This window comes from Nonomuraea sp. NPDC049725, from assembly GCF_040674795.1.
Classification (GTDB): domain Bacteria; phylum Actinomycetota; class Actinomycetes; order Streptosporangiales; family Streptosporangiaceae; genus Nonomuraea; species Nonomuraea ceibae.
In genome coordinates, this window is sequence record NZ_JBFANJ010000024.1 from 18213 (window position 1) to 44474 (window position 26262).

General features: G+C 74.1%; 24 protein-coding genes. 6 read left to right on the forward strand and 18 right to left on the reverse strand.

What is annotated here, in order from left to right; all coding sequences use genetic code 11:
• Positions 1–90: 90 nt before the first annotated feature.
• From AB0J53_RS40495 to AB0J53_RS40530, 8 genes are all read right to left on the reverse strand, one after another.
• Positions 91–1554 carry a benzaldehyde dehydrogenase gene (locus AB0J53_RS40495; protein WP_364182476.1) on the reverse strand — a complete coding sequence of 488 codons (1464 nt, stop codon included), beginning with the start codon at positions 1552–1554 and terminating at the stop codon, positions 91–93.
• On the reverse strand, positions 1551–2873 hold the full coding sequence (locus tag AB0J53_RS40500) for an amidase (RefSeq protein WP_364182479.1): 1323 nt from the start codon (positions 2871–2873) through the stop codon (positions 1551–1553). The genes AB0J53_RS40495 and AB0J53_RS40500 overlap by 4 nt, the downstream gene beginning before the upstream one ends.
• Positions 2860–3891: a branched-chain amino acid ABC transporter permease gene (locus AB0J53_RS40505; RefSeq protein ID WP_364182482.1), complete on the reverse strand. Its 1032-nt coding sequence runs from the start codon at positions 3889–3891 to the stop codon at positions 2860–2862. Before AB0J53_RS40505 ends, AB0J53_RS40500 begins: the two co-directional genes overlap by 14 nt.
• Positions 3888–4754 carry a branched-chain amino acid ABC transporter permease gene (locus AB0J53_RS40510; protein ID WP_219516550.1) on the reverse strand — a complete coding sequence of 289 codons (867 nt, stop codon included), beginning with the start codon at positions 4752–4754 and terminating at the stop codon, positions 3888–3890. The genes AB0J53_RS40505 and AB0J53_RS40510 overlap by 4 nt, the downstream gene beginning before the upstream one ends.
• Position 4755: 1 nt before the next feature.
• Positions 4756–5487, reverse strand: a complete 732-nt coding sequence (locus AB0J53_RS40515) for an ABC transporter ATP-binding protein (RefSeq protein WP_364182485.1) — start codon at positions 5485–5487, stop codon at positions 4756–4758.
• Positions 5484–6242, reverse strand: coding sequence for an ATP-binding cassette domain-containing protein (locus AB0J53_RS40520; protein WP_364182488.1), 759 nt, complete (start codon positions 6240–6242; stop codon positions 5484–5486). Before AB0J53_RS40520 ends, AB0J53_RS40515 begins: the two co-directional genes overlap by 4 nt.
• Positions 6242–7537, reverse strand: coding sequence for an ABC transporter substrate-binding protein (locus AB0J53_RS40525; RefSeq protein ID WP_364182491.1), 1296 nt, complete (start codon positions 7535–7537; stop codon positions 6242–6244). The genes AB0J53_RS40520 and AB0J53_RS40525 overlap by 1 nt, the downstream gene beginning before the upstream one ends.
• A gap of 210 nt (positions 7538–7747) precedes the next feature.
• Positions 7748–8581 (reverse strand): IclR family transcriptional regulator, encoded by an 834-nt coding sequence (locus tag AB0J53_RS40530; RefSeq protein ID WP_308126143.1) that lies wholly within the window; start codon positions 8579–8581, stop codon positions 7748–7750.
• A 64-nt stretch (positions 8582–8645) separates the two neighbouring features.
• Between AB0J53_RS40530 and AB0J53_RS40535 the strand changes: the two genes are divergently transcribed.
• On the forward strand, positions 8646–10154 hold the full coding sequence (locus AB0J53_RS40535) for an aldehyde dehydrogenase family protein (protein WP_364182495.1): 1509 nt from the start codon (positions 8646–8648) through the stop codon (positions 10152–10154).
• Positions 10155–10390: 236 nt separating this feature from the next.
• On the forward strand, positions 10391–11425 hold the full coding sequence (locus AB0J53_RS40540) for a nitronate monooxygenase (RefSeq protein ID WP_364182498.1): 1035 nt from the start codon (positions 10391–10393) through the stop codon (positions 11423–11425).
• 542 nt (positions 11426–11967) lie between these two features.
• On the opposite strand, the gene AB0J53_RS40545 is transcribed toward AB0J53_RS40540, so the two are convergent.
• Positions 11968–12534 carry a TetR/AcrR family transcriptional regulator gene (locus AB0J53_RS40545; protein WP_364182501.1) on the reverse strand — a complete coding sequence of 189 codons (567 nt, stop codon included), beginning with the start codon at positions 12532–12534 and terminating at the stop codon, positions 11968–11970.
• Between the two features lie 67 nt (positions 12535–12601).
• Between AB0J53_RS40545 and AB0J53_RS40550 the strand changes: the two genes are divergently transcribed.
• On the forward strand, positions 12602–13006 hold the full coding sequence (locus AB0J53_RS40550) for a nuclear transport factor 2 family protein (RefSeq protein ID WP_364182504.1): 405 nt from the start codon (positions 12602–12604) through the stop codon (positions 13004–13006).
• A 37-nt stretch (positions 13007–13043) separates the two neighbouring features.
• Positions 13044–13742 carry a helix-turn-helix domain-containing protein gene (locus AB0J53_RS40555; RefSeq protein ID WP_364182507.1) on the forward strand — a complete coding sequence of 233 codons (699 nt, stop codon included), beginning with the start codon at positions 13044–13046 and terminating at the stop codon, positions 13740–13742.
• Here AB0J53_RS40555 and AB0J53_RS40560 read toward each other — a convergent pair.
• Positions 13710–14366: a class I SAM-dependent methyltransferase gene (locus AB0J53_RS40560; protein WP_364182510.1), complete on the reverse strand. Its 657-nt coding sequence runs from the start codon at positions 14364–14366 to the stop codon at positions 13710–13712. The genes AB0J53_RS40555 and AB0J53_RS40560 overlap by 33 nt on opposite strands.
• Before the next feature lie 70 nt (positions 14367–14436).
• Positions 14437–15135 (reverse strand): histidine phosphatase family protein, encoded by a 699-nt coding sequence (locus AB0J53_RS40565; protein WP_364182513.1) that lies wholly within the window; start codon positions 15133–15135, stop codon positions 14437–14439.
• A 162-nt stretch (positions 15136–15297) separates the two neighbouring features.
• Here AB0J53_RS40565 and AB0J53_RS40570 point away from each other — a divergent pair, with 162 nt between their 5' ends.
• Complete coding sequence (locus AB0J53_RS40570) at positions 15298–16665, forward strand: MFS transporter (RefSeq protein WP_219513173.1); 1368 nt, start codon at positions 15298–15300, stop codon at positions 16663–16665.
• Positions 16662–17492 (forward strand): ChbG/HpnK family deacetylase, encoded by an 831-nt coding sequence (locus AB0J53_RS40575; RefSeq protein ID WP_364182517.1) that lies wholly within the window; start codon positions 16662–16664, stop codon positions 17490–17492. The genes AB0J53_RS40570 and AB0J53_RS40575 overlap by 4 nt, the downstream gene beginning before the upstream one ends.
• 100 nt (positions 17493–17592) lie before the next feature.
• Here the strand turns inward: AB0J53_RS40575 and AB0J53_RS40580 are convergent, their stop codons facing one another.
• The 7 genes from AB0J53_RS40580 to AB0J53_RS40610 all read right to left on the reverse strand — a co-directional run bounded on the left by AB0J53_RS40580 (position 17593) and on the right by AB0J53_RS40610 (position 26261).
• On the reverse strand, positions 17593–19050 hold the full coding sequence (locus AB0J53_RS40580; RefSeq protein WP_308126095.1) for an MDR family MFS transporter: 1458 nt from the start codon (positions 19048–19050) through the stop codon (positions 17593–17595).
• 188 nt (positions 19051–19238) lie between these two features.
• Positions 19239–20459, reverse strand: a complete 1221-nt coding sequence (locus tag AB0J53_RS40585; protein ID WP_364182520.1) for an ROK family transcriptional regulator — start codon at positions 20457–20459, stop codon at positions 19239–19241.
• Positions 20460–20478: 19 nt separating this feature from the next.
• Complete coding sequence (locus AB0J53_RS40590) at positions 20479–22305, reverse strand: glycoside hydrolase family 9 protein (protein ID WP_364182523.1); 1827 nt, start codon at positions 22303–22305, stop codon at positions 20479–20481.
• Positions 22302–23270 carry a BadF/BadG/BcrA/BcrD ATPase family protein gene (locus AB0J53_RS40595; RefSeq protein WP_364182526.1) on the reverse strand — a complete coding sequence of 323 codons (969 nt, stop codon included), beginning with the start codon at positions 23268–23270 and terminating at the stop codon, positions 22302–22304. Before AB0J53_RS40595 ends, AB0J53_RS40590 begins: the two co-directional genes overlap by 4 nt.
• On the reverse strand, positions 23267–24499 hold the full coding sequence (locus tag AB0J53_RS40600; protein ID WP_364182529.1) for a 6-phospho-beta-glucosidase: 1233 nt from the start codon (positions 24497–24499) through the stop codon (positions 23267–23269). The genes AB0J53_RS40595 and AB0J53_RS40600 overlap by 4 nt, the downstream gene beginning before the upstream one ends.
• A complete protein-coding gene (locus AB0J53_RS40605) occupies positions 24496–25323 on the reverse strand; it encodes a carbohydrate ABC transporter permease (RefSeq protein WP_308126096.1) in 828 nt (275 codons plus the stop codon). Before AB0J53_RS40605 ends, AB0J53_RS40600 begins: the two co-directional genes overlap by 4 nt.
• Positions 25320–26261, reverse strand: coding sequence for a sugar ABC transporter permease (locus tag AB0J53_RS40610; RefSeq protein WP_219513192.1), 942 nt, complete (start codon positions 26259–26261; stop codon positions 25320–25322). The genes AB0J53_RS40605 and AB0J53_RS40610 overlap by 4 nt, the downstream gene beginning before the upstream one ends.
• Position 26262 lies beyond the last annotated feature (1 nt).

A 26262-nucleotide genomic window follows, 5' to 3' on the forward strand; every position in this document is an offset into this window, starting at 1 on the left:
CCAGCGGAAACTGGAGAATCACCGCCGACAGTACGCACCAGGCACGCAGGGTGTCAGGGAACACGCCGCAGGTTTTCCCCCAGAAGGGGTTCAGAAGGGGTAACGCGGCGGCTCGCCCCGCATGGTGATCCACCGGGTCTCGGTGAACGCCTCGATGTTGGCCGCCGCCCCGCCGAACCGCGACCCGGTGCCGGACGCGCGCACGCCGCCGAAGGGGGCGTTGGCCTCGTCGTTCACCGTCTGGTCGTTGATGTGCACGATGCCGGTCGGGATGCGCTCGGCCACGGCCAGCCCGCGCATCGCGTCGCGGGTGACGATGCCCAGCGACAGGCCGTACTCGCTGGCCGCGGCGATCTCGGCGGCCTCCTCGGCCGACGAGACGCGGGTGACCGGCGCGACCGGCCCGAAGACCTCGTCGGCGAAGGCCGGCGCGGTCAGCGGCACGTCGGCCAGCACCGTCGGCCGGTAGAAGAGGTCCTCGTAGGAGCCGCCGGAGGCGAGCCTGGCGCCCTGGCCGACGCTCTCGGTGACCAGCCGGTGGATCTTGTCGCGCTGCCCGGCGTCGATGACCGGGCCGAGCGCGACCTCGCCGGCGGCCGGGTCGCCGACGGTGAGCGCGCCCGCCTTGGCGGCCAGGCGCTCCACGAACTCGTCGTAGAGGCGGCCGTCGACCAGGTGGCGGCCGGTGGTCATGCAGATCTGGCCCTGGTGGAAGAACGAGCCCCAGGCGGCCAGGTTCACCGCCGACTCCACGTCGGCGTCGTCCAGCACCAGCAGCGCGGAGTTGCCGCCGAGCTCCAGGTGGGCCCGCTTGAGATGGCGGCCGGCCAGCTCGCCGATACGCCGGCCGACCGGGGTGGAGCCGGTGAAGGAGATGACGCGCACGTGCGGGTCGGCGATCAGCGCCTCGCCCACGTCCGCGCCGCCGGGCAGCATCTGGAGCACGCCCGGCGGCAGCCCGGCCTCCTCGAACACGCGCGCCATCAGCGTGCCGCCGGTGACGGCGGTACGCGGGTCGGGCTTGAGGAGGACCGCGTTGCCGAGCGCCAGCGCCGGGGCCACGGACCGGATGCCGAGGATGATCGGCACGTTGAACGGCGAGATCACCGCCACCACCCCGGCCGGCATGCGCCGGGCCATCGACAGGCGCGGCTGCTCCGACGGCAGCACCTCGCCGATCGCACGGCCGGGCAGCGACGCCGCCTCGTAGCACTCCTCGGCCGCCACGTGCAGGGCGAACCCGGCCATGCCGGGCACCGCGCCCACCTCGCGGACGTTCCAGCCGCTGATCTCCTCGGCGTGCCGCTGCCACAGGTCACCGGCCCTGCGCAGCACGGCGGCCCGCGCGGTGTGCGGCAGGGCGGCCCACTCCCGCTGCGCCTCGGCGGCGGTGCGGGCGGCCTCGGCCACGTCCTCGGGGGAGGCCAGGCCCATGCGGCCGAGCTCGCCGCCGGTGGCGGGCTCGACGACGGCGTAGTCGCCGCCGCTCCCCGGCGTCCACGCGCCGGTCTTGAAGATCTTTCCTTGCCAGTCGGTGCCGTCGAGCAGTGTCACGGCCGTTCCCTTCTGTGTGAGTGTGGTGGTGCGGGCAGGGGCGGGGTCAGCCGCTCGACCAGGCGGGCGGCGTCGAGGACCAGGTCGTCCCGCCCGGCCGCGCCCGCCAGTTGCAGCCCGACGGGCAGTCCGCCGGCCAGCGCCACCGGCACCGAGACGGCCGGCAGCCCGGCGGCGTTGAACGGCGAGGTCAGCCTGGTCAGCAGCAGCTCGATCGGCCACTCGACCGGCCCGGCCGGCCCGGCGACCACGGCGGTCATCGCGCCGATCGGCGGCGCGGTGATCGGCACGGTCGCGCTGACCAGCACGTCGCAGGAGTCCAGGGCCCGCTCCAGCCGGGCCGTCATCCGGCGTATGGCCTCCTCCTGCCGTCCGGTCTCCTCGGGCGCGGGCGGCGGCATCCGCATCAGCTCGGCCACGTCGGCCCCGAACAGGCCGGGCTCCCGCTCGAACGCCCGCCGGTGGAACGCGCCCGCCTCGCGCACGATTCTGGCCAGCACCGCCCCGGGCATCAGCGGCTCGTCGGGCACGGCGACGTCCTCGACGGGCACGCCGTGCTCCTCCAGCCGCGCCCGGGCGGCCGCGAGCGCCGCCCGCACGCCCGGCTCCAGGACCGCGTCGAAGTAGCCGCCCAGCCAGCCCACCCGCGGCGGCCGGGACGGGCCCGGCGCGAGCGGGGCGGCCAGGGCGCTCATCAGTCGCGCCGCGCCGTCGACCGTCGGGGCGAGCACGCCGAGATGGTCCAGCGACGGCGCCAGCGGCAGCACCCCGTCGAGCGGGACGCGCCCCCGGGCCGGCTTGAACCCGACGCACCCGCTCAGCGCGGCCGGGATGCGCACGCTGCCCGCCGTGTCGGAGCCGAGCGCCCCGAGGCTGCTCCCGGCGGCGACCGAGGCCGCCGACCCGCCCGACGACCCGCCCGGCACGTGCCCGTGACGGTAGGGGTTGTGCGTGGGCCCGAAGAACGCGCTGTCGGTGCGCCCGCCCCAGGCCAGCTCGTGCGTGGCGTGCTTGCCGAGGATCACCGCGCCGGCCTCGCGCAGCGCGCGCACCGCGCTCGCGTCCCGCTGTGGCACGTGATCGGCGAACCGCGGCGAGCCGTACGCGGTCCGCACGCCCGCCGTGTCGATCAGGTCCTTGATCCCGATCGGCAGGCCGTGCAGCGGCCCGCGCGCCGGCCCGGACTCCAGCTCGGCGGCCCTGGCGCGGGCCCGCCCGGCCGTGACGAGGGCGTACGCGTTCAGGTGCGGCTCGGTCGCCTCGATCGCCGCCAGCACGCGCTCGGTCAGCTCGACCGGCGACGGCTCACTCGCGGACATCGGGCCTCCTCACGTGATAGCCGACGGGGAACAGGCTCAGCCCCGTACGGGAGCGCACCAGCCCCCACAGCCCGCCGGGCAGCCAGAGCGCCACCGCGATCCCGACCGCTCCCAGAACGACCAGATACCAGGAACCGTAGTCGGCGAGGAACTGCTGCATCGTGTAGAACACCAGCGCGCCGATCAGCGGGCCCTCGATGAACCCGATCCCGCCGATCACCACGATGAAAATCATGTACGCGGACCACTGCACGCTGAAGATCGCGTCGGGGTTGACGCTGAGCGAGCTGACCGTGATCACCCCGCCGGCCGCGCCGCACCCGGCCGCCGAGACGAGATAGACCAGCCGCTTGGCCCGCCCCACGTCGATCCCGGCCGAACCGGCGGCGGTCTCCTCGTCCCGCACCGCCATCAGCGACAGTCCCAGCCGGCCGCGCAGCAGCAGGTAGCAGCCCGCGATCGTGGCCAGCGCCAGAGCCAGCGCGATCCAGTACGTGAGCGCCCCGCGCAGCGTCTGGTCCAGCCCCGACAGCCCGGTCAGGCCCTTGCCGCTGCCGCCGCCGAGGCTGTCCACCCGCACCACCAGGAGCCGGTAGACCTCGGCGATCACCCAGGTGCCGACGGCGAAGTAGTCGCCGCGCAGCCGGAACGCCAGCCACGACGTCGGCACCGCGAACACCGCGCAGGTCAGCGCCGCCAGCGGGACCGCCAGGTACGGCTGCACGCCCAGGTCGGCCAGCGCGATGACCGTGTAGGCGCCGATGCCCACGTAGGCCTGCTGGCCCACCGACACCAGCCCGCCGAAGCCCGCGAGCAGGTTCCACATGCTCGCCAGCGCGACCAGCACGAACAGGTTGACCAGCGTGTCGGTCACGGTGCTGAACACCAGGAACGGCAGCGCCGCCAGCAGCGCCGCGCCGGCCGCCATGACCAGGCCGGACAGCCGGGAGGCGCGGGCGGCCCGGCTGACGTGCGGCCCGCCCGCCGCGCGGGCGGTCACGAAATCGGAGAGCGTCATGCGGTCCGTCCAGCGAGCAGGCCCTGCGGCCGGAAGGCCAGCACGGCGAGGAAGACGAGATGGCCGGCGAGCAGGGTCAGCGCCGGGTCGGCCTGCGCGCTCAGCGACTGCGTGATGCCGAGCACCATGCCGCCGAGCAGCGTCCCCCACAGCGACCCGAGCCCGCCGATGACCACGGCCTCGAACGCGAAGATCAGCCGCGACGGGCCGATCGACGGGTCGAACGAGGAGCGGATCGCGAACATCAGCCCGGCCAGCGCGACCGTCGCGAACGCGATGGCCGTGGCGATGCCGTAGACGTGCCGGCTGTCGGCCCCCATGAGCCTGGCGGTCTCCGCGTCGTCGGACGAGGCGCGCAGCATCCGGCCCAGCCCGGTACGCGACAGGAACAGCTGGATGCCGATCAGCACGGCCCCGGCCAGCACGAACGTCGTCAGCGACAGGTAGCCGACCGAGATCGCGCCGGACAGCTCGAACGAGCCCGTGGCGAACGCGCCGCCGTCGAGCGTGCGCGTGTCGGCGGAGAAGATCTCCAGCAGCACGTTCTGCAGCACGATCGACAGGCCGAACGTGACCAGCAGCGTCGCCAGCGGCCCGGCCGCCAGGCTCCGCTGCAGCAGCACCCGCTGCGTCAGGTAGCCGAGCAGCGCGAACAGCGGCACCGTCACCACCAGCACCACCCACAGCGGCAGCCCCGTGCCGCCGACCAGCGCCAGCGCCAGGAACGAGGCGACCACGGCGAGGTCGCCGTGCGCCAGGTTGACGATGCGCATCACGCCGAACATCAGCGACAGGCCGGTGGCGAACAGCGCGTACAGGCCGCCCAGCAGGATTCCCTGGACGACGGCGTTGAGCCAGCCCATGTCAGTCGTGTCCTTCCTGGCCGGCAGGCCGGGCGTCGAGGCCGAAGTAGGCGTGCTCGACCTGTTCGGCGGTCAGGTCGCCGGGCCGCCCGTGCAGCACGGACCGGCCTTCGAGCAGGCAGTGCACCCGGTCGGCGACCCGCATGGCCTGGGAGACGTCCTGCTCGACGATGAGCGCGGTGGTGCCCGCGCCGACGATCTCCGGCAGCGCCTCGTAGATGCGGCGCACGATCACCGGCGCGAGGCCGAGCGACAGCTCGTCGATGAGCAGCAGGTCGGGGTTGGCCAGCAGCGCCCGGCCGATCGCCACCGCCTGCTGCTCGCCGCCCGAGAGCTGGGCGGCGTTCTGGCCGCGCCGCTCGGCCATCCACGGGAACAGCGCCTGCACGGCGCCGAGCGTCCACGGGCCGGGACGGCGCCGGTAGCCGCCGGCCAGCAGGTTCTCCTCCACGGTGAGGGAGCGGAACAGCCTGCGCCCCTCCGGCACCAGCGCGATCCCCGCCGAGACCCGCTTGTGGGCGGGCAGCCGGGTGATGTCGCGGCCGGCGAAGCCGATGGTGCCGGACGTCGGCAGGATCAGCCCGGCCAGCGCGCGCAGCAGCGTGGACTTGCCCGCGCCGTTCGCGCCGATGATCGCCAGCACCTCGCCCTGCCGCACCTCCAGGCTGAGGGCGTCCACGGCGCGCAACTGCCCGTGGTGGACGGTGAGGTCGCGGATGGACAGCAGGGTCACGGCCGCTCCTCCTCACCGGTGGTCGTCTCGGTCTCGGGTCCGCCGCCCAGGTAGAGCTCGCGCACCTTCGGGTCGGCCAGCACCCGCATCGGCTCGCCGTCGGCGACGACGGCCCCGCCCGCCAGGCACACCATCCGGCCCACGGTCTTGACCAGCGCGTGCACCACGTGCTCGATCCAGACCACGGCCAGCCCGTCGGCGTGCAGGCCGCGTACGACCGCGACGAGCTCGGCCACCTCCGGCTCGGTCAGGCCGCCCGCGACCTCGTCCAGCAGCAGGAGCCGGGGCGCGGTGCCCACGGCCCTGGCCATCTCCAGGCGCTTGCGCTGCAACAGCGTGAGCCGCCCGCCCGGGGTGTTGGCCAGCGCGGCCAGCCCGGTGCGCTCCAGCACGTCCATGGCGTGCGCCTGCGCCCGGCCGCCGCGCAGGCCCGCGCCCTGGTGGGCGCAGACCAGCACGTTCTCGAACACCGTCAGGTGCTCGAACGGCCTGGGCACCTGGTAGGTGCGGCCGATGCCCGCCCGGGTGCGCGCGTACGGCGGCGCGCCGGTGACCTCCCGGCCGCCGAACCACACCGCGCCCCCGTCGGGACGCAGATCACCCGAGATCATCGCGAACAGGCTGGACTTGCCCGCGCCGTTCGGGCCGACGATCCCCAGCGCCTCGCCCGCCTCGACCGACAGCGTCAGCTTCTCGGCGACGGTCACCCTGCCGAAGCTCTTGGTGACGCCGTCCAGCCGCAACAGCGCCGCCATCACGGGTTGGTGGGCAGGAGGTCGCCGCCGACGGGAACGTCCTTGTTGGCGGAGTTGTCCACGATGACCACGTCCCACGGGAAGCGCTCACCCTTGCGCCACTGGCCGCCCACCGGGTGCTGGATCGCGATGCCCGGCTGCGGCCCGGCGGTGAAGTCCAGCTTGCCGCTCATGCACTCGATCTTCATGCCGCGCAGCTTCGCCGCCACCTCGTCGCGGTCCTTGGGGTCGTCCGCCTCCTTGAACGCCTGCACCGCGATCTCGAACAGGGAGTACACCGAGCCGAGCGCCTGCGTCCACTGCTTGCCGGTCGCGGCGGCGAAGTCGTCGGCGAGCTGCTTGGCGCTGCGGCCGTCCAGCGTCGAGGCGTACGGGTGCGCCGGGCTCCACCAGAAGTCGGTGGCGATGTTGTCCGTCAGATCGCCCAGCGCCTCCGCCTCGGACGGGAACAGCATCACCTTCGCCACCGTGGCCAGCTTCGGCCTGAACCCCTGCTGCCTGGCCTGCTTCCAGAACGTCTGGAAGTCCGGCGGGATCGGCGCGCAGGTGAACAGCTCGGCCTCGGCCTCCTTGAACGCCGCGATCTGCGCGGTGAAGTCGGTGGCGCCGTTCTGGTACGCGCCGCCGTCGACCGGCGTGTAGCCGGACTTCTTCATCATCGGGCCGAGCCCCTGCCGGAAGGCGTTGGCGTCGGTGTCGTTCGGCCACAGCGCGGCCACGTTCTTGCCGGTCACGCCCATGCGGTCCCACATGGGGAAGAAGCAGTCGGCGAACTCCTTCATGCCGAAGAAGAACAGCGTCGTGTACGTGAACCCCTCGCCGTCCTTGCCGCCCCGGCCGTGGAACCACGCCTCCCAGGGGGCGATCGTGGTCACGTTCGGGACGCCGTTGGCCTCGCACTGGTCGGCGACCGGGTTGGTCGTGTCGGGCGTCGACGAGCCGACGATCAGGTCCACCTTGTCGCTGTTGATGAGCTGGCGGGTGACCTCCGTGGCGCGGTTGGCGTTCGACTGGGTGTCCTTGACGACGATCTCGATCCGCCGCTTCACGCCGCCCGCGGTGAAGCCGTTGCGCAGCGCCTCCTGGATCTGCTTGACCACGAAGTTGTCGGCGGTGGCGAACCCGGCCAGCGGACCCGTCTGCGGGCTCACGTACCCGATCTTGAGGACGTCGGAGGACGAGCCGCCGGTGCCCTTCAGCCCGCCGCACGCGCCCACCAGGGACGTCCCGCCGAGCGCGGCGGCCGCTCTGAGGAAGGAACGGCGGTTCAGGCCGCCCGTTGAGGTGTCGCTCACGCCAAACTCCTTGTGTCGACGGTGCTCGGCGGGCATGAGGGGGCCGCGAGCACCGCGCTCGCTCTGGGGGTGGTTCGCTCGGCCACCTCGTCGCCGGGGGACGGCGCTGACCTGCGGTGGCGGGAAGTTGAGGCGACCGTACGGCCGCGTCAGCACCAGAGCAACACTCTGTTTCACGGGTTCGAACGCGATTTTCCTGGTCCGAACGCGCTATCCGTTCGGGCGGTACCCCAGGCGGCGGGAGATCTCGGCCGCAGTGCGGCGCAACGGCGGTTCGAGCCGCCCCGACAGCGTCTCCAGCGTGGTCGGCGCGATGGTCAGGTGCACCGCGACGTTCACCGCCGCCACCACCTCGCCCGTCCGGTCACGCACCGGCGCCGAGAACGACCGCAGCCCCGGCGCCAGCTCCTCGTCGTTCACCGCCACGCCGCTCTGCCGCACCTTGGCCAGCGCCGCGATCAGCTGCTCCCGGTTCGTGATCGTCCTCGGGCCGCGCCGCGCCATCTCCGTCCGGTCCAGAATCTGCCGCAACGCCGCCGGATCCTTGTACGCCAGCAGCACCTTGCCCATCGACGTGCAGTAGGCGGGCAGCCGGGAGCCCACGTGCAGGTTGAGATCCATGGCCAGGGCGCTGCGCCGGCCGCTGCGCCTGCGGTCCACGTACACGACGTCCGGACCGTCGCACAGGCCCATGCTCACGGTGCAGCCCGTCTCGTCGGCCAGCGCCTGGAGCAGCGGCGCGGCCACCCCCGTGAGCTCCATCGAGTCGATCGCCGCGAACCCCAGGTCCACCACCTTGGGGCCGAGGAAGTACTTCTTGCTGTCCGGGTCCTGGCGGAGATACTCCAGCTTGACCAGGGTCGTCACGTACCGGTGGGTCGTGCTCTTGTTCAGCCCGACGACCCGCGCCAGGTCGGCGATGCCCAGCACCGAACGGTCCGCCGTGAAGGCGGACAGGATGCGCAGCCCGCGCTCCAGGGACACCGAGAACGTGGCGGAGGCGCCCGTGGCGGCCCGGGGGCGGGCGGAATCGTCAGCGGTCACGGTTGGAATATAGTTCCAGCGTTTCGCAGGTTCGAACACATCCGAGCAAGGAGAGCGGGGCTCCATGCACAGCGAGAGCGCCCGGCCCGCCCAGGCCACCGGCACCGGCGGTCCCACGGGCGGCTTCACCGGCCATTTCATCGACGGCGAGTGGGCCGCCGCCCGGTCCGGCCGCTCCTACCCCAACCGTTCGCCCTGGACGGGCGAGGTGCTCGGCGAGGTCGCCGCGGGCGACGCCGACGACGCCGACCGCGCCGTCGACGCCGCCCACCGCGCCTTCCCCGGCTGGTCCCGCCTGCCGCCCGCCGAACGCCAGCAGATCTTCCTGCGCGCCGCCGACCTCCTGCTCGCCCGCCGCGCCGAGGTCGCCGCCGCCCTCGCCGCCGAAACCGGCTGCGGCCGCCACTTCGGCGACGTCCAGATCGACTTCTCCGTACGGCTGCTCCGCCAGGCCGCCCAGCTCGCCTACCGCCCCACCGGCGAACTCCTGCCCTCCGACCTGCCCGGCACCCAGGCGATGGCCGTACGCCGCCCCGTCGGCGTCGTCGGCGCCATCGCGCCCTGGAACTCCTCGCTCGCCCTCGGCGGCCGGGCGAGCATCGGGCCCCTCGCCCTCGGCAACACGGTCGTGCTGAAACCCTCCGAGGAGTCACCCCGCACCGGCGGCGCCCTGTGGGCCGAGATCCTGCACGAGGCCGGGCTGCCCGCAGGCGCGTTCAACGTCGTCACCCACGCCCCCGGCGAAGCCGGCGCCGTCGGCGACGCGCTGCTGGCCTCCCCGCACGTCAAACGCGTCAACTTCACCGGCTCCACCGCCACCGGACGCCGCCTCGCCGAGAAGGCCGGACGCCACCTCAAACGCCTCGTCCTCCAGCTCAGCGGCCAGAACCCGCTCATCGTCGCCGCCGACGCCGACCTCGGCCACGCCGTCGACGCCGCCATCTACGGCGCCTTCGTCCACCAGGGCCAGGTGTGCATGTGCGCCCGCCGCGTCTACGTCGAACGCCCGCTCGCCGACGCCTTCACCGCCCGCTTCGCGGCCAGGGCGGCGGCGCTGCCCACCGGCGACCCGGCCGACCCCGCCACCGTCGTCGGCCCCGTCATCAACGAATGGGCGCTGGCCCTGCTCGACCGCCGCGTCAAGGAAGCCGTCGCCCTCGGCGCCCGCGTCCTCGCCGGCGGCCACCCGCGCCCGCCCTGCTACCCGGCGACCGTCCTCACCGACGTCCCCGCCGAGGCCGAGCTCGCCCAGGCCGAGACGTTCGGGCCGGTGGTGATCCTGGAGGTGGTCGACACCGCCGAAGACGCGGTCGCCCGCGCCAACGCCTCCGACCTGGGCCTGGCCGCCTCCGTCATCACCGCCGACCCCCGCCGCGGCCTCCGCCTCGCCGCCGCCCTGGAAGCCGGCATCGTGCACGTCAACGACCAGCCCGTCAACGACGAGCCGCACATGCCGTTCGGCGGCGTCAAGGACAGCGGCTGGGGCCGCTTCGGCCTCGGCTTCGCCGCCGAGGAGTTCTGCGACCTCCAATGGATCACCACCCGCGACACCCCCCGCCCCTACCCCTTCTAACCCCACCCCCGCCCGGGCCCACCCTCGTCCGGGCCCGCCCCGCCCAGCCCGCCCCGCCCGGGTCCGCTCCCGCTCGGGCCGTCCCCACGCCCGGGTCCGCCCCCCGCCCAGGCCGTCCCCATGCCTGGGCCCACCCCCATGCCTCAGCCCCGCCGACCTCCCGAGCGTGCGCCACTTCGGAGCGGGACCTGACCCCCGGGCCTGGGGTTGGGGGGCGGTGCGGGGACAATGCGGGCATGAGCGCTCTGCTGTCCCACCTCGGAGCCGGCCTGCCGATCCTCGCCGCGCCGATGGCCGGTGGACCGAGCACCCCCGACCTGGTGGCCGCCGCCGCACGCGCAGGCGGCCTCGGGTTCCTCGCCGCCGGCTACAAGAGCCCCGACCTGCTCGCCACCCAGATCCAGGCGGTACGCGCGGCGGGCGTGCCGTTCGGCGTCAACGTGTTCGCCCCCAACCCGGTCCCCGTCGACCCGGCGGCCTACCGCGCGTACGCGGCCGAGGTGCGCCGCGAGGCCGACCCGTACGGCCTCACCCTGCCCGCCGACCCGATCGAGGACGACGACCACTGGGCCGACAAGCTCGACCTGCTCGTCGCCGACCCCGTCCCGTGGGTGTCGTTCACCTTCGGCCTGCCCGGCAGCGCGGCCGTCACGGCCCTGCGTGACGCCGGGACCACCGTCCTGCAGACCGTCACCACCGCCGACGAGGCCCGCGCAGCCGCCGACGCGGGCGTGGACGCGCTCATCGTCCAGGCCCCCGCCGCCGGCGGCCACTCCGCCACCCTGACCCCGGCCACCCCGCCGCCGCTGTCCGTCACCCTCCCCGGCCTGATCACCCAGGTACGCCAGGCTGTCGGCGGCCTCCCGATCATCGGCGCGGGCGGGATCGCCACCGCCGCCGACGTGGCCGCCACCCTGCGCGCCGGAGCCGAAGCCGCCATGGTCGGCACCGTCCTGCTGCGCACCCACGAAAGCGGCGCCTCCGAACCGCACAAGAACGCCCTCACCGACCCGGCCTTCGACGGCACGGTCGTCACCCGCGCCTTCACCGGCCGCCCCGCCCGCGCCCTGCGCAACCACTTCACCGACCGCTACGACGCCGTCGCCCCGCCCGGCTACCCCGCCCTGCACCACCTCACCAGCCCGATCCGCAAGGCCGCCACCGCCGCCGGCGACACCCGGCTCATCCACCTCTGGGCCGGCACCGGCCACCGCCACGCCCGCCCGGAACCCACCCCCGAAACCCTCACCCGCCTCGCCGCCGCCCTCTGACCCCTTCCGTACAGGCCCGAACGCTCGTCGACCAGCAGCCTGCCCCTGCCGAGGCCACCAGCCGCCCGCCCTCCGTAGGCCGTCCCCCAGGCTGGGCGCACCCGAGCCGGGCGCACCTACGCGGGGCGCATCCCGCGCCGGGCCCGCCTTGAGCGGGGCCCACCCCGTGTAAGGGGGGCACCCCCGCGCGGGGCCTTCCGGTGAGGGGCCTTCCCGTGAGGGGGCTCCTCACACGGGACTCCCAGGGCGCAGCTTCCCCGCGTGGGGCCCTTCTCGTGCGGGCCTCCCACGTCGGAGCTTCCCCGTGCAGGGGCGCACCCCGGGGGGGCGCACCCCGGGGGGCGCACACTGTGCGGGGCGCACTCCGTGCGGTCATCCCGTGTGGCGGGGTCGCTCCGTGCGGTCATCCCATGCGGTCATCCCGTGCGGGGCCACTCCGTGCGGAGGTCACCCCTAACGCAGCGTGCCTCCCGGCGTCAAAGGTGTGCGCTGGGGGTCAGGCGGGGGCTGGGAAGGAGGGCGTCGAAGGTGTGGGCCAGGCATCAGGCGGGGGGCGGGAGGAGGGCGGCGCAGGTGGTGGTGATGAGGGTGTCGACCGTCGGGGGCGGGGGGCGGTGGTCCAGGAGGTGGCGGCGGACGGCGGCGTACGGGACGTCGATCGTGGCGAAGGTCAGGCGCTCCCGGTCCACGCCCGGGTGGCGGGCGGTGTAGGCGTCCAGGGCGTCGCCCACTTCGGCGTTGAGGGTGGCGAGGTCGGGGCCGAGTTCGGCGGGCCATCGGGCGGCCAGGTCGTGGCGCCGGTGGAGCAGCAGCAGGGCGCCTTCGGCGGGGTGGCGGCGGCACCAGCGGGGGGTGTGCAAGGCCGCCTCGCGGGCGTCGCCGGCGGTGAGCGCGTCGACGAAGCCGCGCTGGAAGCTCCGTACGGTGCGGATCCACAGGGTGGCGAGCATGAGGTCGCGGGAGCCGAACCGGTGGTACAGGGACCCGGTCGGCGCGCCGAGCCGGGCGGCGACGGCGCCCATGGTGGCGGCCGGGGGGCCGTCGGCGGCCGTGATGGCCAGGGCGGCGTCGAGGATCTGGTCGCGGTCGAACTTGGCTGCTCTGCCCACGCGGTGTACCTTCCGGTAATAATAGTTAGTGCGTTCTAGAATATCGCATCTACAAAGAGGAGTCCGCATGTCCACGGCGTCCGAGGTCGTCCGAGGCTTTTACCGCGCCGCCCAGGCGGGCGACGGCGGCGCGATCCTCGCGCTGCTGCATCCGGAGTTCCGCGCCCGCACCGCGCCGGGGATGCCGTGCGGGGCGGGAGGCGCGTTCGAGGGGCCGGAGGAGACGCTGGTCCGGGTGTGGGGTGCGGTGTTCGCCGCGTACGACACCGCGCCCTACGCCGAGAGCTGGCACGAGACCGCCGACGGCCTGGTGGTGGTCACCGGCTCCTACCGGGGCGCGTCGCGCGCGAGCGGCCGCGCGTACGAGGCGGAGTTCGCCCATCTGTGGCGTGTCACCGACGGCCGGATCTCCTGGCTGCACCAGTACACCGACACTGCCCGCTGGCACGAGGCCCTGGCCGCACCCGCCTGAGCCGCCCCCGGCGGGGCTGCGGATAGGCTGCGCTGTCGTGGAAGCGGTGGCCGGGCGGTTCGTCATCGGCGAGGGGTACGCGTTCTACCGGGGGCCGTCGGCGGGCGTCGGCGAGCATCGGCACGCCGCCTACCAGGTGACCGCCGCCGACGTGGGCGAAGCGGTCGTGGTGGACGAGTCGGGCGCCTGCCATCGGGGCGCGGCGGTGATCGTGCCGCCCCTGGTGCGCCATCGCATGCCGGCGGCGGCCGGGCTGCGCACCTGGTTCGTGGAGCCGCAGTGCGCGTTCGCCGCCGTGCTGCGCGCCCGCTGCGGGGCCGGCGTCACGGTGGCGGGCGACCTGCGCGGGCTGCGGGAGGAGGACGTGCGGTTCGCCGGCCGGCCGGCCGGCGCGCTCGACCCCAGGCTGCTGGCGGCGATGGAGGCGCTGGCCCGCCCGGACGTACGGGTCGCCGCCGCAGCTGCCGAGGCCGGGCTGTCCCCGCAACGCCTGCGCGCCCTGGCCGTGCGGCAGCTCGGGATGCCGCTCGCGCGCTGGCGGATCTGGCGCTGCCTGACGCGGGCGGCCAGGGCGTTGAGCGAGGGACGCTCGATCGCCGAGGCCGCGGTCGACGGCGGCTTCGCCGACCAGGCGCACTTCCACCGGCGGCTGCGCGAGATGATCGGGCTCACCCCGGCGGCGGTGGTCCCGATGGTGCGCCGGTCAGCCCCGCGCGGCGACGTACACGGAGATTGAGCCGGTCACCGTGGGCACCACGGCGGCCTCCCGTACGCCGGCGAACCCAGCGCCGGTCATCAGCGCGGGCAGCACGCCGTCGGCGTTGGGCTGGGTGTCCTGCCGCCCGTCGGCGAGCTGCACGGCGCGGAACGCCAGCCGCATCAGCGCGGTCCGCTGCAGCCCGTAGTCGGCGATCACCAGCTTGCCGCCGGGCCGCAGGACGGCGTGCGCCGAGGCGAGGATCGCCCGTTTCATCGGCAGCGGGCACTGGTGGAGAACCAGGCTCGACACGGCGGTGTCGGCGGAGCCGGGGGCGATGAGCCCGGTCAGCGCGTCGCCCATGCCGAGCAGCCAGCGCGGGGCGTGCGGGGCGTCGCCGGACTTGCGCCGGGCCAGCGCCAGCGTCTCCGGGTCGGGGTCGACGCCGACGATCCGGGCCCGGGGTTCGAGGCGGTGCAGGAGCATCGCCTGGGTGCCGGTGCCGCAGCCGACGTCCACGATCGTGTCGCCCGGCCGGGGCGCCACCTGCGCGGCCACCAGGCGGCGCCAGAGCCGTTCCCGGGTGAGGGCGAGCAGCACCGGGTCGTACAGCCGGGTGAGGCCGAGGCGGCCCAGGGCGGGGGTGAAGGTTCGTTCAGACATGGGCGCAGTATCGGCCGCCCGGCGGCGCGCGGTCTTGAACGGAACGCTCGCCCCTGAGGAGGGAGGGGGCTCAGGTGGGCAGGGTGGCGGTGGTGGTGAACCCCGGCTCCAGGTGCGCGGTGTCGTTGAAGCGGCGCAGGACCCAGCGGGCGCCGGTCAGCACCAGGTGCGACACCGACCCGTTGTCCGCGCCGAGGAACGCGAACGGCCGCGACCCCGTGGCCTGGGCCAGCGCCTCGGCGATCACCCCGGCGTGGGTGACGACGACGATCCGCCCGTCCGGGTGGGCGGCGGCGAGCCGGGCGAGCGCGTCGCGGACCCGGCCGGAGAAGGCCGCCGCGGGCTCCGCGCCCGGGATCGCGTCCCAGCGTTCCTCGGCCGTCATCCGCCGGGCGGCCGGATGCCCTTCGGCGACCATCCGCCGGAACAGGCCGCCCTCCCACTCGCCCAGGTGCACCTCGCGCAGCCCCGGCTCCACGACCGGCGCCAGGCCGAGCCGGGCGGCCAGCGGCGCGGCGGTCTGGGCGGTGCGCCGCAGCGTCGTCACGTAGACGGCGTCGACGCGCTCGGCGGCGAGCCGCCGCGCCACCCGTTCGGCCTGCTCGCGGCCCTCGGGCGCGAGCTCCGGGTCGCCGTGGCCGTCCACCAGCGGGAACGGCCGGTCCGGCCGCGCCGGCTCGGACTCGCCGTGCCGCACCAGCAGAACCTCGGCGGCCCCGGCCGGCGTACGGAACCGGCTCTGCCGGTACGCGACCGGCTCGTCACTCACAGATCCCACAGCTACCGAACATTACTCTACCGATCGGCCCGCGCCCGAGGCCCGTAGGCCGATTCGTTGCCGGATCCGGTCTTGACGCGCCCGAGATCACCGGCAAGCATCACCGCAACCGGACCGGCAGCCGCCGCCCGGCGCGGCAAGGAAGGTGATCGCGTGGCCCAGCCCGGCACGCCCTCCGCCCCGGCGCGGACACCCGCGTGGCGCTACGCCATCGGGATGTTGGGCACGTCCATCCCGATCAACATGATCAAGGGATCGATGATCCTCTTCTACGTCGACATCCTCGGGCTCGACGTCCGGGCGTACGGCGCGGTCATGGTGATCTACGCGGTCATCGACGCGATCGACAACCCGCTGCTCGGCCACCTCTCCGACCGCACCAGGACCCGGTACGGCCGGCGCCGGCCCTGGCTGCTCGCCGGCGCGCCGATGCTCGCCGCCTGCATGATCGCGTTCTTCTCCGCGCCGGAGTCGCTGGACGGCATCGGGCTCGTGCTGTGGTTCGCGGTGTTCGCGATCCTGTGCGAGGCTTTCGACTCGATGCTCAACGCCAACTACGGCGCGCTGCTGCCCGAGCTCTACCCGAAGGAGCGCGACCGGGCGGTCGCCAACAGCCTGCGCCAGGGCTTCCAGCTCGTCGCCCTGGTCATCTCGCTCGCCGTCACCCCGGTGCTCACCACCGGCGTGTTCGGCACCGAGGACAGCACCGAGGGCTTCCGGACCACCGCGATCATCTACGGCGTGATCGCGTTCGCCGTCATCGCGTTCATGGCGCTCGGCGCGCGCGAGCGGCCCCGCTACTCCACCCGGGAGCGGCCCCGGCTGCTGCCCAGCGTGTGGTCGATCGTGCGCAACCGGATGTTCTGGACGGTCGGGCTCACCGGGGCCTGCTACGGGATCGCGATGGCGCTCGTGCTCTCCGGCATCCAGCTCTACGTCCGCTACTCGCTCGGGCTGCCCGTCGGCAACGCCCTCTACCTCCAGGGCATCGTCATCCTCGTCACGGCGGGCGGCCTCGTCGTGTGGACGCGCGTCGTGGCCCGGCGCGGCGCCCTGCGGGCCTGGCGGCTCGCCTTCGCGGTCCTCGCGGCCGGCTTCGCCGCCCTGTTCCTCGCCACCGACCTCGTCACCGCCATCGCCGCCGGGGTGCTCGTCGGGGCCGGCTGGTCGGGGATGCTCGCCACGAACGACCTCATCGTCGCCCGGGTCCTGGACGCCGACGCGGTGCGCAACGGGGAGCACCGCGAAGGGCTCTTCCTGTCGGCGTTCGGGTTCTTCGGCCGGCTCAACGGGATCGTGACCGGGCTCGCGCTCACCTCGCTGGGCGTCTTCTTCGGCTACAACTCGGGCGACGACCCCGGCGCCGACCCGGGCCTCGCCTTCCGCGTCTACCTGTGCGTCTACCCGTTCGCCCTGACGGCCGCCGGCGCGGTCGCGGCACGCTTCGTCTCCGTACCGCTGGAGACGGTTCCCCTGGAGACGGGCCCGGCGGGCGAGGCGGCGGGGGAGCGTTCCCCGTGACGCGGCGGGTGGTGATCACGGCGGACGACCTCGGCAGGGAGCCAGCGACGACGGACGTCATCGCCGGCCTGCTCGCCGAGGGGCACGTCAGCGCGACGACGCTCATCTGCGTCTCGCCCGAGGCCGATCGGGCCGCCGCCCGGGTGCGCGAGCTCGGCGTCGTGCCCCGGGTGCACGTGACGCTCACCAGCGAGCGCGGGCTCCCGCGCTGGCGGCCGCTGAACGGCGGGGCGAGCCTCGCCGACCCCGACGGCACGCTCAGCGACGACCCGATGGTGCTCGGGGCGCGCGGCGAGGCGGGCGACGTCATCGGCGAGGCGGACGCGCAACTGCGCTGGATGCGCGAGCGCGGCGCCGCGCCCGTCGCGGCAGACTCGCACGCCGGCACCCTGTACGGGCTGCACGGCAGGTCATGGCTGGCCGAGGCGCTCGAGTGGTGCGCCCGCCACGGCCTCGCCTTCCGGCTGCCCCGCGACCCGGAGCCGTACTTCGGCGGGCCGCTGCCGCCCCCGCTGGCCGCGGCGCACGAGCGGGCCGTCGCGTACGCCGACGCGCTGGGCGTCGCCATCCCCCGGACGATCGCCACCAACCGGCGCACGGCCGCCGACCTGGGCGGCTACGAGCGGCTCCGCGACGACTACCTGCGCCGGCTCGCCGCCCTGCCGGAGGGCACCAGCGAGCTGTTCCTGCATCCGTCGAGCGAGGACGCGGTCACCGGCCCCGACGGCGTCGTCCGCACGTGGGAGGCGCGGCTGCTGCGGGACCCGGTGTGGCTCGACGCCCTCCGCAGCGAGGACGTCGAGGTGGTTCCGGGCTGGTGGCCCTGATCCCGGCCGAGCTGGGCCTGGCCCCGTAAGGCCCAGCCGGCGTGCGGCCCGCTGCCCGGCCCGCTGCCAGCGCCGGCCAACTGCCAGTGCCGGCCCGCCGTCAGTGGCCGACGGGCTGGTGGCCGCCGCTGTTGGCGGCGCGGGCCGGCAGGAGCAGGGCCGTGGCGACCACGGCCACCGACAGCACCGCCCCGATGACGAACGCCAGCCGCATCCCGCCGAGCGCGGCGAGCGTGTCGGTGACCCCGGTCGCCTTCAGCGTCTCGGCCCGCGCGCTCATCACGGTGACGACGAGCGCGGTGCCGAACGCGGCGGCGACCTGCTGCAGCGTGCTCAGGATCGAGCTGCCGTGGGAGTAGAGCGGCGGCGGGACCGCGCCGAGTCCCAGCGTGAACACCGGCGTGAAGGTCGCCGCCAGGCTCACCATGAGCAGCGCGTGCAGGCCGAGCACCTGCCAGTAGGGCATGGTCATCGACACCTGCGTGAACCCGGCGAGCGCGAGCATGATCCCGATCGCGCCGGGGACGACGAGCACCCGGCCGCCGAACCGGTCGAACATGCGGCCGACGGTCGGCCCGAGCAGCCCCATCGCCAGCCCGCCCGGCATGACCAGCAGGCCGGTCTCCAGGGCGCTGAGCCCCCGGACGCTCTGGAGGTAGAGCGGCAGCAGGATCATCGAGCCGAGCATCGCCATGAAGGCCACCGACATCATGATCAGCGCGACCGTGTAGGTGCGGTGGCGCAGGGTGCGCAGGTCGAGCAGCGGCACGCCGCGCTTCTGCAGCGAGAGCTGGCGCAGCACGAAGACGCCGATGGTGACGAGCCCGGCCACCACGATCGCGGAGGCCACCCGGGCGTCACCGCCCTCGAACCGGCTGAGCCCGTAGACGAGGCCGCCGAAGCCGGCCGCGGCGGTGACGGCGCTGAGCCAGTCGATGCTGCTCACCTGGCTCTCGCCGACGTTCTCCAGGCGCTTGAGCCCGCCCCAGGTGATCAGGGCGGCGATCGGCAGCACGACGGCGAACAGCAGGCGCCACGACCCGAAGTGGAGGATGATGCCGGACACGGTCGGGCCCATCGCGGGCGCGACCGACATGGCCAGCGTGACGTTGCCCATCACCCGGCCCCGGTCCTCCTCGGGCACCACTCTCATCAGCGTGGTCATCAACAGCGGCATCATGACGGCGGTGCCGGCCGCCTGGATGATCCGGGCCCCCAGCAGCACCTCGAACGTCGGCGCCACGATGGCCAGCGCGGTGCCGGCCAGGAACAATCCCATCGCGGTGGCATAGGCGCTGCGGGTGGACACCCGCTGCAGGAACCAGCCGGTGATCGGGATCACCGCGGCCATGGTCAGCATGAAGGCCGTCGAGAGCCACTGCGCGGTCTGCTCGGTGATGTGCAGCGCGGTCATCAACCGGGGGATCGCGTTGATCATGATGGTCTCGTTGAGGATGACCACGAAGGTGGCCAGCACCAGCAGCCGGATCACGGGCGGCGTGCGGCCTTTCCTGGTGGCCGCGGGCGTGGCGGGTGGATCGAGCAGTCGGCTGGACACGGTACCTCGTTCGGGGTCGCGGGGCGGAAAGCGGTCAGGGCCGGTGTCCCGGCCGTCGGTCTCACATGAAGATGCGGACATGTACAGACTGACCGGCGCCACTGACAAAACTCATCGACCGTGCCCAGCATTCCGGGATGTGCGGTGAAATGTCACCTGGTTTTCACCGCACGGTTCCCGGGAAAAGATCAGCGGCCCGCCGCCGCCGGCGCGTCGCGGGCGGCATGGCCGAACACCTCGTCCCGCACCCGGGCGAGCGCCAGATCCATCGCCCCGACCAGCACCGGGTTGCCCTCGACGGCCGACAGCAGCACCCGCAGCCGCTCGGCGTCGAGCACCCGCAGCTCGCGCTCGACGAGGTCGCGCAGCCGTTCGCCACCGGCTGACACCAAACTCCCGGCCAGCACGACGAGCCCCGGGTCGACGACCGAGGCGATGGTCGCCAGGCCGAGCGCGATCCGCGCGGCCACCGTGCGCAGCCCGGCGGCGGCCTCCTCGGCGGCCCGCCCGGTGCCGCCCGCCAGGCGCACGGCGGCGGCGACCGACTCGTGGAAGTCGGCGCCGTGGACGCCGTAGGAGCGCAGCAGGTCCTGCACGGCGGGCCCGCCGGCCAGCGCCTGGTAGCCGTGGTGACCGAACCTGCCGCCGCCGTCGCGGGCGGTGGCCGCGCCCGGGATGGGCATGTAGCCGATCTCGCCCGCGCCGCCGAAGAAGCCGCGGTGCAGCCGCCCGCCGATAACCAGCGCGGCCCCCAGCCCCTCGCCCGCCCACAGCAGCACGAAGTCGGGGCAGCCGGCCGCAGCGCCGTGCGCCTGCTCGGCGAGCGCGACGAGGTTGACGTCGTTCTCCACGTCGACGGTGACGCCGAGACCGGCGGTGAGCGTCGGCACCAGGTCGGGGATCTGCCAGCCGGGCATGTCCTCGGCGGTGGCGTAGTCGAGCCGCCCGGTCGTGGGGTCGACGGCCCCCTGCACGCCGATGACGACGCGGTGCAGCGGGCCCGGCGGACGCGCCGCCTCGACCGCCGCCCGCAACTGCGCGGTCAGGTCGCCGTCCGCCGGTGACGGCGCGGGACAGCGGGCCTCGCCGGCGACCGCGCCGGTGATGTCGGCCACCTGTACGTCGATCCGCTCCGGCGTGACGTCGAGCGCGGCCACGTATGCGGCGGCGGCGTTGACCCGGTAGACCTCGGCGGTCCGGCCGGGCTGGCCTGCCCGGACGCCGTCGCTGACCACCAGGCCCGCCTCCTGGAGTCGGGCCAGGAGCTGGAAGGCCGTCGGCTTGGACAGGCCGGTCAGCTCGCTCAGCTCGGGCCGGGTCAGCGGGCCCTTCTCCAGCAGGATGCGCAGCGCGGCGCGGTCGTTGATCGCGCGCATCAGCCTCGGAGTGCCGTGGACAGGCGGCTTCACGTCACCTCCCGCGTCGGCGTCACGTTGACGTCAACGTGAGAGCGTACAGGGCGATGGCCGCGAAATCGTCGGCCGGCTCGGAGGCCTGCCAGGAGCGGACGTCGTCGGCGAAGCGGCTGCCGTGGCCGGTGAAGCGCTCGTAGCGGTCCTTGCCGTCGGCGGGGCAGGGCGGCATCTCCTCGAAGTGCCCGCCGAGGCCGTCCTCGAACAGTTTCGCGTCGTTGGGCCCGTTGACGACGGCGCCGGTGGCGGGCCTGCCGGTGATGTTGGCGATCTGGTGGTGCGGGCAGGCGATCGAGCGCTTGCCCACGCCGGCGACGAAGGAGACGCCCCACGGGTTCGCGCCGAGCGCCCAGTTGCGCTGCTGGGTGCCGAAGGCGTCGTAGGCGCGCGACCCGGTCGCCGACCGGTAGAGGCGGGCCGTGGCGGCCAGGCCGAAGGCGTGCGGCACCGAGTCGAACGCGTCGTAGCGCGCCCCGGCGCGGAACGGGTCGGCGGCGGCCCGGCGCGCCCCGAGGTCGAGCTGCGCCCGGAGCCCGGCGACGAGGTCGGCCTCGGTGACGGCCAGCCCGCCGGCTCCCGCCGCGCGCATGGCCTTGAGGAGGTCGGCGTGGGCCAGCGCGCTCACGTCGTACAGGTTGAGCGTGTCGCCCTGCTCCTCGTCGAGGTAGCCGCGCGCCCAGCGGGCCGAGTCGGCCAGCCAGCGCCCGGCGCGCGGGTCGCCCAGGCGCTGCGCGGCCAGGGCCAGCTCGGCGCCGCCGAGCTGCATGTCGTCGCGCCAGACGCTCTCGGGGTAGAAGGCGTGCGGCAGGGAGGTCACCAGCCGGTCCACGCCGGTCGTCCTGGCCATGCCGTAGACGGAGGCCGCCTTGGCCAGCAGCTCGCGGGCGCGTTCGAGCGAGGGTTCGAGCTGGGCGGCCAGGGCGAAGGCGGCGGCGGTGCGCCCGGCCAGGTTGGGGCTGATCGGCGCGCCGGGGGCGGCGGCGCGGAAGACCGGGCGGTTGCGGATGAAGTGGTGGCCTTCGGCGGTGTCGCCGTCGTCGGCTTCGGGCAGGCGCCAGACGTCGTGGTCGCCGACGAACGTGCCCTCGGCGTTGCCGGCGCCGATGCCGACCTGGATGTAGAGGGTCTTCGACTCCTCATCCCACATCTTGTCCAGATATTTCAGCCCGTGGGTGGCTTCGGCCCGCAGGGCGGAACCGCGTACCTCGCCGTCCCGCTGGGCCGCCCACAGCAGCGTGTCCACGTACGCCAGGATGTGCGTGAACTTGAGATAGTCGCCCGCGTCGAACCAGCCACCCTCGACGTCGACCGGCTCGCCGATCTTCTTCAGCTCGCCCTTGACCTGGTCGGTGTCGGGCCCGGTGAACTCGGGCCAGTCGTAGACCGAGGCGGCCCGGTCGTTGAGGTGGCTGGGCCTGCGCGTCGCCTCGGCGCCGTCGCGCTGGAGGCCGAAGAAGCCCACCACCTTGGCCGCCGTGTCGCCCCTCGGCGCGATCTCGAACTCGGCCGAGGTCGCCCCGCCCGCCTTGACCCGGTAGCGGCCGGGCGTGCGCAGCCGGGTCAGGTCGAGGTCGTGGACGTGCGGGTAGCGGCTGTTCCAGGCGCCCCGGTCCCGGCCGGCGCGCCCGGTGAGCACCACCCGGCCCCGGTGGTCGACCACGGTGAAGCGCCCGGCGGCCCGCTGCCGCGTCATCAGGTAGGCGTGCTTGGCCTCCTCCGGCCAGTAGCCGACCTGGTCCACCCGGACGTGCGCGGGCGACGCGGCCTGGGCGGGGGCGTTCGTCGTGGCGAGTGTGGTCGCCAGCAGAGCCGGCGCGAGCGCGGCGGGGATCAGCTTTCTCATCCGCTCCTCCTGAAGTGATCGCGAACACGGGTCCGCGCGGTCTCGGCCGCGCCGAGCAGGTCGAGTCCGGCCAGGGCGGCGCCCGCGACAGGGGGGAGGGTGCTGACCACGACGCTCGCGTCCGGCGCGCTCGCGCCGATCGCGTTCTCGATCATCCCATGCAGGTACGGGTCCCGCGCGGTCAGCACGCTCCCGCCGAGCACCACCTCGGCGGGCGTGCGCAGCAGGCCGAGCCGGTCCAGGCAGACCGTGGCCATCACCGCGACCTCCTCGGCCTGCCGCGCGACCACGCCCCTGGCCACGGCGTCGCCGTCGCCGGCCACGGCGAGCAGGCCCGGCACCAGCTCGTGCAGCCGGGCCGGGTCCAGCTCGCCGAAGTGCAGGGCGAGCACCACCTCCGTGACGCTCGCCGTGCCGAAGTGCGTGACGACCAGGTCGGCCAGCGCGGTGGCCGGGCCGCGGCCGTCCTCCATGCGGGCGGCGTGCCACAGCACCCGGTCGGCCAGGTCCTCGCCGCCGCCCCAGTCGCCGCTGCGCCTGCCGAGCGCCGGGAAGCGCGCGACCTCGCCGGACGGGGAGACGCCCGCGGCGTTCATCCCGGCCCCGCACACGACGACGACGCCCCACTGCCTCGACGCGCCCGCGCGCAGCACCGCGAACGTGTCGTTGGCCACCGACACCTCGCCCGCGCAGCCGAGCGCCAGGAACTCGGCGCGCAGCGCGTCCTCCTCGGCGGGGAAGTCGGCCCCGGCCAGGAAGGCGGCCATCACGTCGGCGTACGGCGCGGCCATGCCGTCGCGCAGCGCCCGCGCGCCGCGCTCCACCACGCCGGCGGCGACGTCCACCCCGGCGCTCTGCGGCACGAACGGGCCGGTCCGGCCGGTCGCGAGCACCGCGCCGTCCTCGGCGACCAGCGCGAGGTCGGTCTTGCTGTTGCCGCCGTCGACCGCCAGGATCGTCCTCATCCGGCGGCCTCCAGCAGCCCCGCCAGCTCGCGCGCCAGGTGCTCCTGGCCGACGAGCGGGTGGGCGAGCAGCGCGTCGGTGACCCGGTCGCGCCCGCCGCGCAGGGCGGCGTCGAGAGCCAGCGTCTCGTACGCCGACACGTGCGCGACCAGGCCGGCGTACAGCGGCTCCAGCGGGGCGACAGGCAGCGGCTCGGCCCCGGAGGCGGTGATCCTGGCCGGGACCTCGATGACCGCGTCGTCCGGCAGGAACGGCAGCGTGCCGCCGTTGCGCACGTTGACGACCTGGGTGTCGCCCCGGTCGCCCAGCAGCGAGGCGATCAGCGCGACGGCAGCCTCGGAGTAGAACGCGCCGCCCCGCCGCGCCAGCAGCTCCGGCTTGGCGTCCACCGACGGGTCGGCGTACAACTGCAGCAGCTCCCGCTCCATCGCGGCCACCTGCGCCGCCCGGGGCGGCTCCGCGCGCTGCTCGGCCACGACGAGGTCGTGGGCGTAGTAGTAGCGCAGGTAGTACGACGGCACCGCGCCGAGCCTCGACAGCAGCGCCCGCGGCAGCCCGACGTCGGCGGCGATCTCCTGGCCGCGCTCGCGGAGCAGGTCCGGCAGCACGTCCTCCCCGTCGAGCCAGACCGCGCGCACCCACGTCAGGTGGTTGAGCCCGGCGTGGCCGAGCGCCACCCGCGACGGCTCGACGCCGAGCATGGCGGCGAAGCGGCGCTGGAAGCCGATCGCCACGTTGCACAGCCCGATCGCCCGGTGCCCCGCGTCCAGCAGCGCCCGGGTGACGATCCCCACCGGGTTGGTGAAGTCGACGATCCACGCCTCGGGCGCGTGCGCGCGGATCTGCCGGGCGAGGTCCAGGACCACCGGGACCGTGCGCAGCGCCTTGGCCAGGCCGCCCGCGCCCGTCGTCTCCTGGCCGACGCAGCCGCACTGCAACGGCAGCGTCTCGTCCGAGGCGCGGGCCGCCTGCCCGCCCACCCGCAACTGCAGCAGGACGACCGCCGCCCCGGCGACGCCTTCGCGCACGTCGCCGGTCGCGGTCACCGTAGCCGGGTGCCCGGCCGCGCGCAGCATCCGGCGGGCCATGCCCGCCACCAGCTCCAGCCGCTCCGCGGCCGGATCCACCAGGACCAGCTCCGTCAGCGGCAGCTCATCCCGTAACCGGGCGAACCCGTCCACCAGCTCCGGCGTGTACGTCGAGCCGCCCCCGACCACGGCGAGTTTCAACCCTTGACTCCCGTCAATGTGACGCCCTCGATGAAGACCCGCTGGGCGAAGAGGAAAACGATGATCACCGGCGCCGTCACCAGCAGGGTGGCGGCCATGGTGAGGTTCCACTGCACGCTGTGGAACGCCTTGAAGGTGGCCAGCCCCAGCGACAGGGTCCAGCCCTCCTGGTCGACCCCCGCGTACAGCAACGGCCCGTAGTAGTCGTTCCAGCAGTAGAAGAACGAGAACAGCGCCACCGCCGCGATCGCCGGGCGGGCCATCGGCAGGATGACGGTGAACAGGATCCGCACGTCCGAGCAGCCGTCCACCCGGGCCGCGTCGGTGTAGTCGCGCGGGATCGTGATGAGGAACTGGCGCAACAGGAAGATCGAGAACGCGTCCCCGAACAGCATCGGCAGGATCAGCGGCCACAGCGAGTCCGTCAGGTCCAGCCGCGCCCACACCAGGTAGATCGGCACCGCGACGACCTGCGGAGGCAGCATCATCGCGCTGATCACCACGAGGAACGCCGCCCTGCGGCCCCGGAACCGGAACCTGGCCAGCGCGTAGGCCGCCGGCACCGACGACACCAGCATGAACAGCGTCGCCAGGGACGCGTACAGGAAGGTGTTGACCGTCCAGGTGAGCAGCTCGGAGCGGGCGAACACGTCGGCGAAGTTGGCCCAGTTCCACTGCCGCGGCCACAGCTCGCTCGTGAGCGCCTGCTCGTCGGTCATGAGCGCGGTCAGCGCCACGAACACGACAGGGCCGAGGAACATCAGCGCCAGCGCGATGGCCAGCGCGTGCTGGGCGATCCACATCAGCGTGCGCCTGCGCGTCACGACGCCGCCTCCGCCCGGCCGAACTGGCGCAGCAGCACCAGCGTGAAGCCCATCGCCACCACGAACAGCAGCAGCGCGTGCACGCAGGCCAGCCCCATCGACCAGTCGCGGAACCCGGTGTGGAACAGGTGCTGGGGCAGCGTGAGCAGCGAGCCGTCCGGGTAGCCCGGGGTGAACGTGGTGCCGGCCGAGTCGGTCGCCCCGGACGCCACCCGGGAGGCGATCATCGCCTGGGTGAAGTACTGCACCGCGTAGATCACCCCGGTGACCGCCGAGAACATCAGCACCGGCGAGATGACCGGCAGCGTGACGCTGCGGAACTGCCGCCAGGCGCCCGCCCCGTCGATCGCGGCGGCCTCGTACAGGTGCCTGGGCACGTCGAGCAGCGCCGCCAGGAAGATCATGATGGTGTTGCCCGCGCCCCACAGGGCGAGCAGGGTGAGGCTGGGCTTGGCCCACGCGGCGCTGCCGAACCAGTCGGGGCCGGTGATCCCGAGCCGGGCCAGCGCCTGGTTGACCGGGCCGGTCGCCGGGTTCAGCAGGTAGACGAAGGCGACCGTGCCGGCCACCATCGGCACCAGCGACGGCAGGTAGAAGATCGTCCGCAGCACGCCGCCGCCGCTCTTCAGCTTGGCCAGCAGTTGCGCCACGCCGAGCGCGAACACCACCTGGGCCGGGACCATGAACACCACGAGCCACAGCGTGTTGAGCGCCGACTGCAGCACGCGGGGGTCGGAGAAGGCGTAACGGTAGTTGTCCAGGCCGATGAACTCCAGCGTGAACAGGTCGTAGCGGTGGAAGGAGAAGTAGACCGTGGACAGCAGCGGGTAGACGAAGAAGAGCGCCACGCCGACGAGCCACGGCGACAGCCACAGCAGGGCGCGGGCGCCCTCGCCGCGCCACCACCGGGGCGGTGGCGCGATCCGGGTGGAGACCATC

Bases quoted from the DNA above. Each gene is read 5' to 3' on its own strand.
- AB0J53_RS40500 (WP_364182479.1), bottom strand. From the start codon at position 2,873: ATGTCCGCGAGTGAGCCGTCGCCGGTCGAGCTGACCGAGCGCGTGCTG.
- AB0J53_RS40505 (WP_364182482.1), bottom strand. From the start codon at position 3,891: ATGACGCTCTCCGATTTCGTGACCGCCCGCGCGGCGGGCGGGCCGCAC.
- AB0J53_RS40510 (WP_219516550.1), bottom strand. From the start codon at position 4,754: ATGGGCTGGCTCAACGCCGTCGTCCAGGGAATCCTGCTGGGCGGCCTG.
- AB0J53_RS40520 (WP_364182488.1), bottom strand. From the start codon at position 6,242: ATGGCGGCGCTGTTGCGGCTGGACGGCGTCACCAAGAGCTTCGGCAGG.
- AB0J53_RS40535 (WP_364182495.1), top strand. From the start codon at position 8,646: ATGCACAGCGAGAGCGCCCGGCCCGCCCAGGCCACCGGCACCGGCGGT.
- AB0J53_RS40540 (WP_364182498.1), top strand. From the start codon at position 10,391: ATGAGCGCTCTGCTGTCCCACCTCGGAGCCGGCCTGCCGATCCTCGCC.
- AB0J53_RS40550 (WP_364182504.1), top strand. From the start codon at position 12,602: ATGTCCACGGCGTCCGAGGTCGTCCGAGGCTTTTACCGCGCCGCCCAG.
- AB0J53_RS40560 (WP_364182510.1), bottom strand. From the start codon at position 14,366: ATGTCTGAACGAACCTTCACCCCCGCCCTGGGCCGCCTCGGCCTCACC.
- AB0J53_RS40590 (WP_364182523.1), bottom strand. From the start codon at position 22,305: ATGAGAAAGCTGATCCCCGCCGCGCTCGCGCCGGCTCTGCTGGCGACC.
- AB0J53_RS40595 (WP_364182526.1), bottom strand. From the start codon at position 23,270: ATGAGGACGATCCTGGCGGTCGACGGCGGCAACAGCAAGACCGACCTC.
- AB0J53_RS40610 (WP_219513192.1), bottom strand. From the start codon at position 26,261: ATGGTCTCCACCCGGATCGCGCCACCGCCCCGGTGGTGGCGCGGCGAG.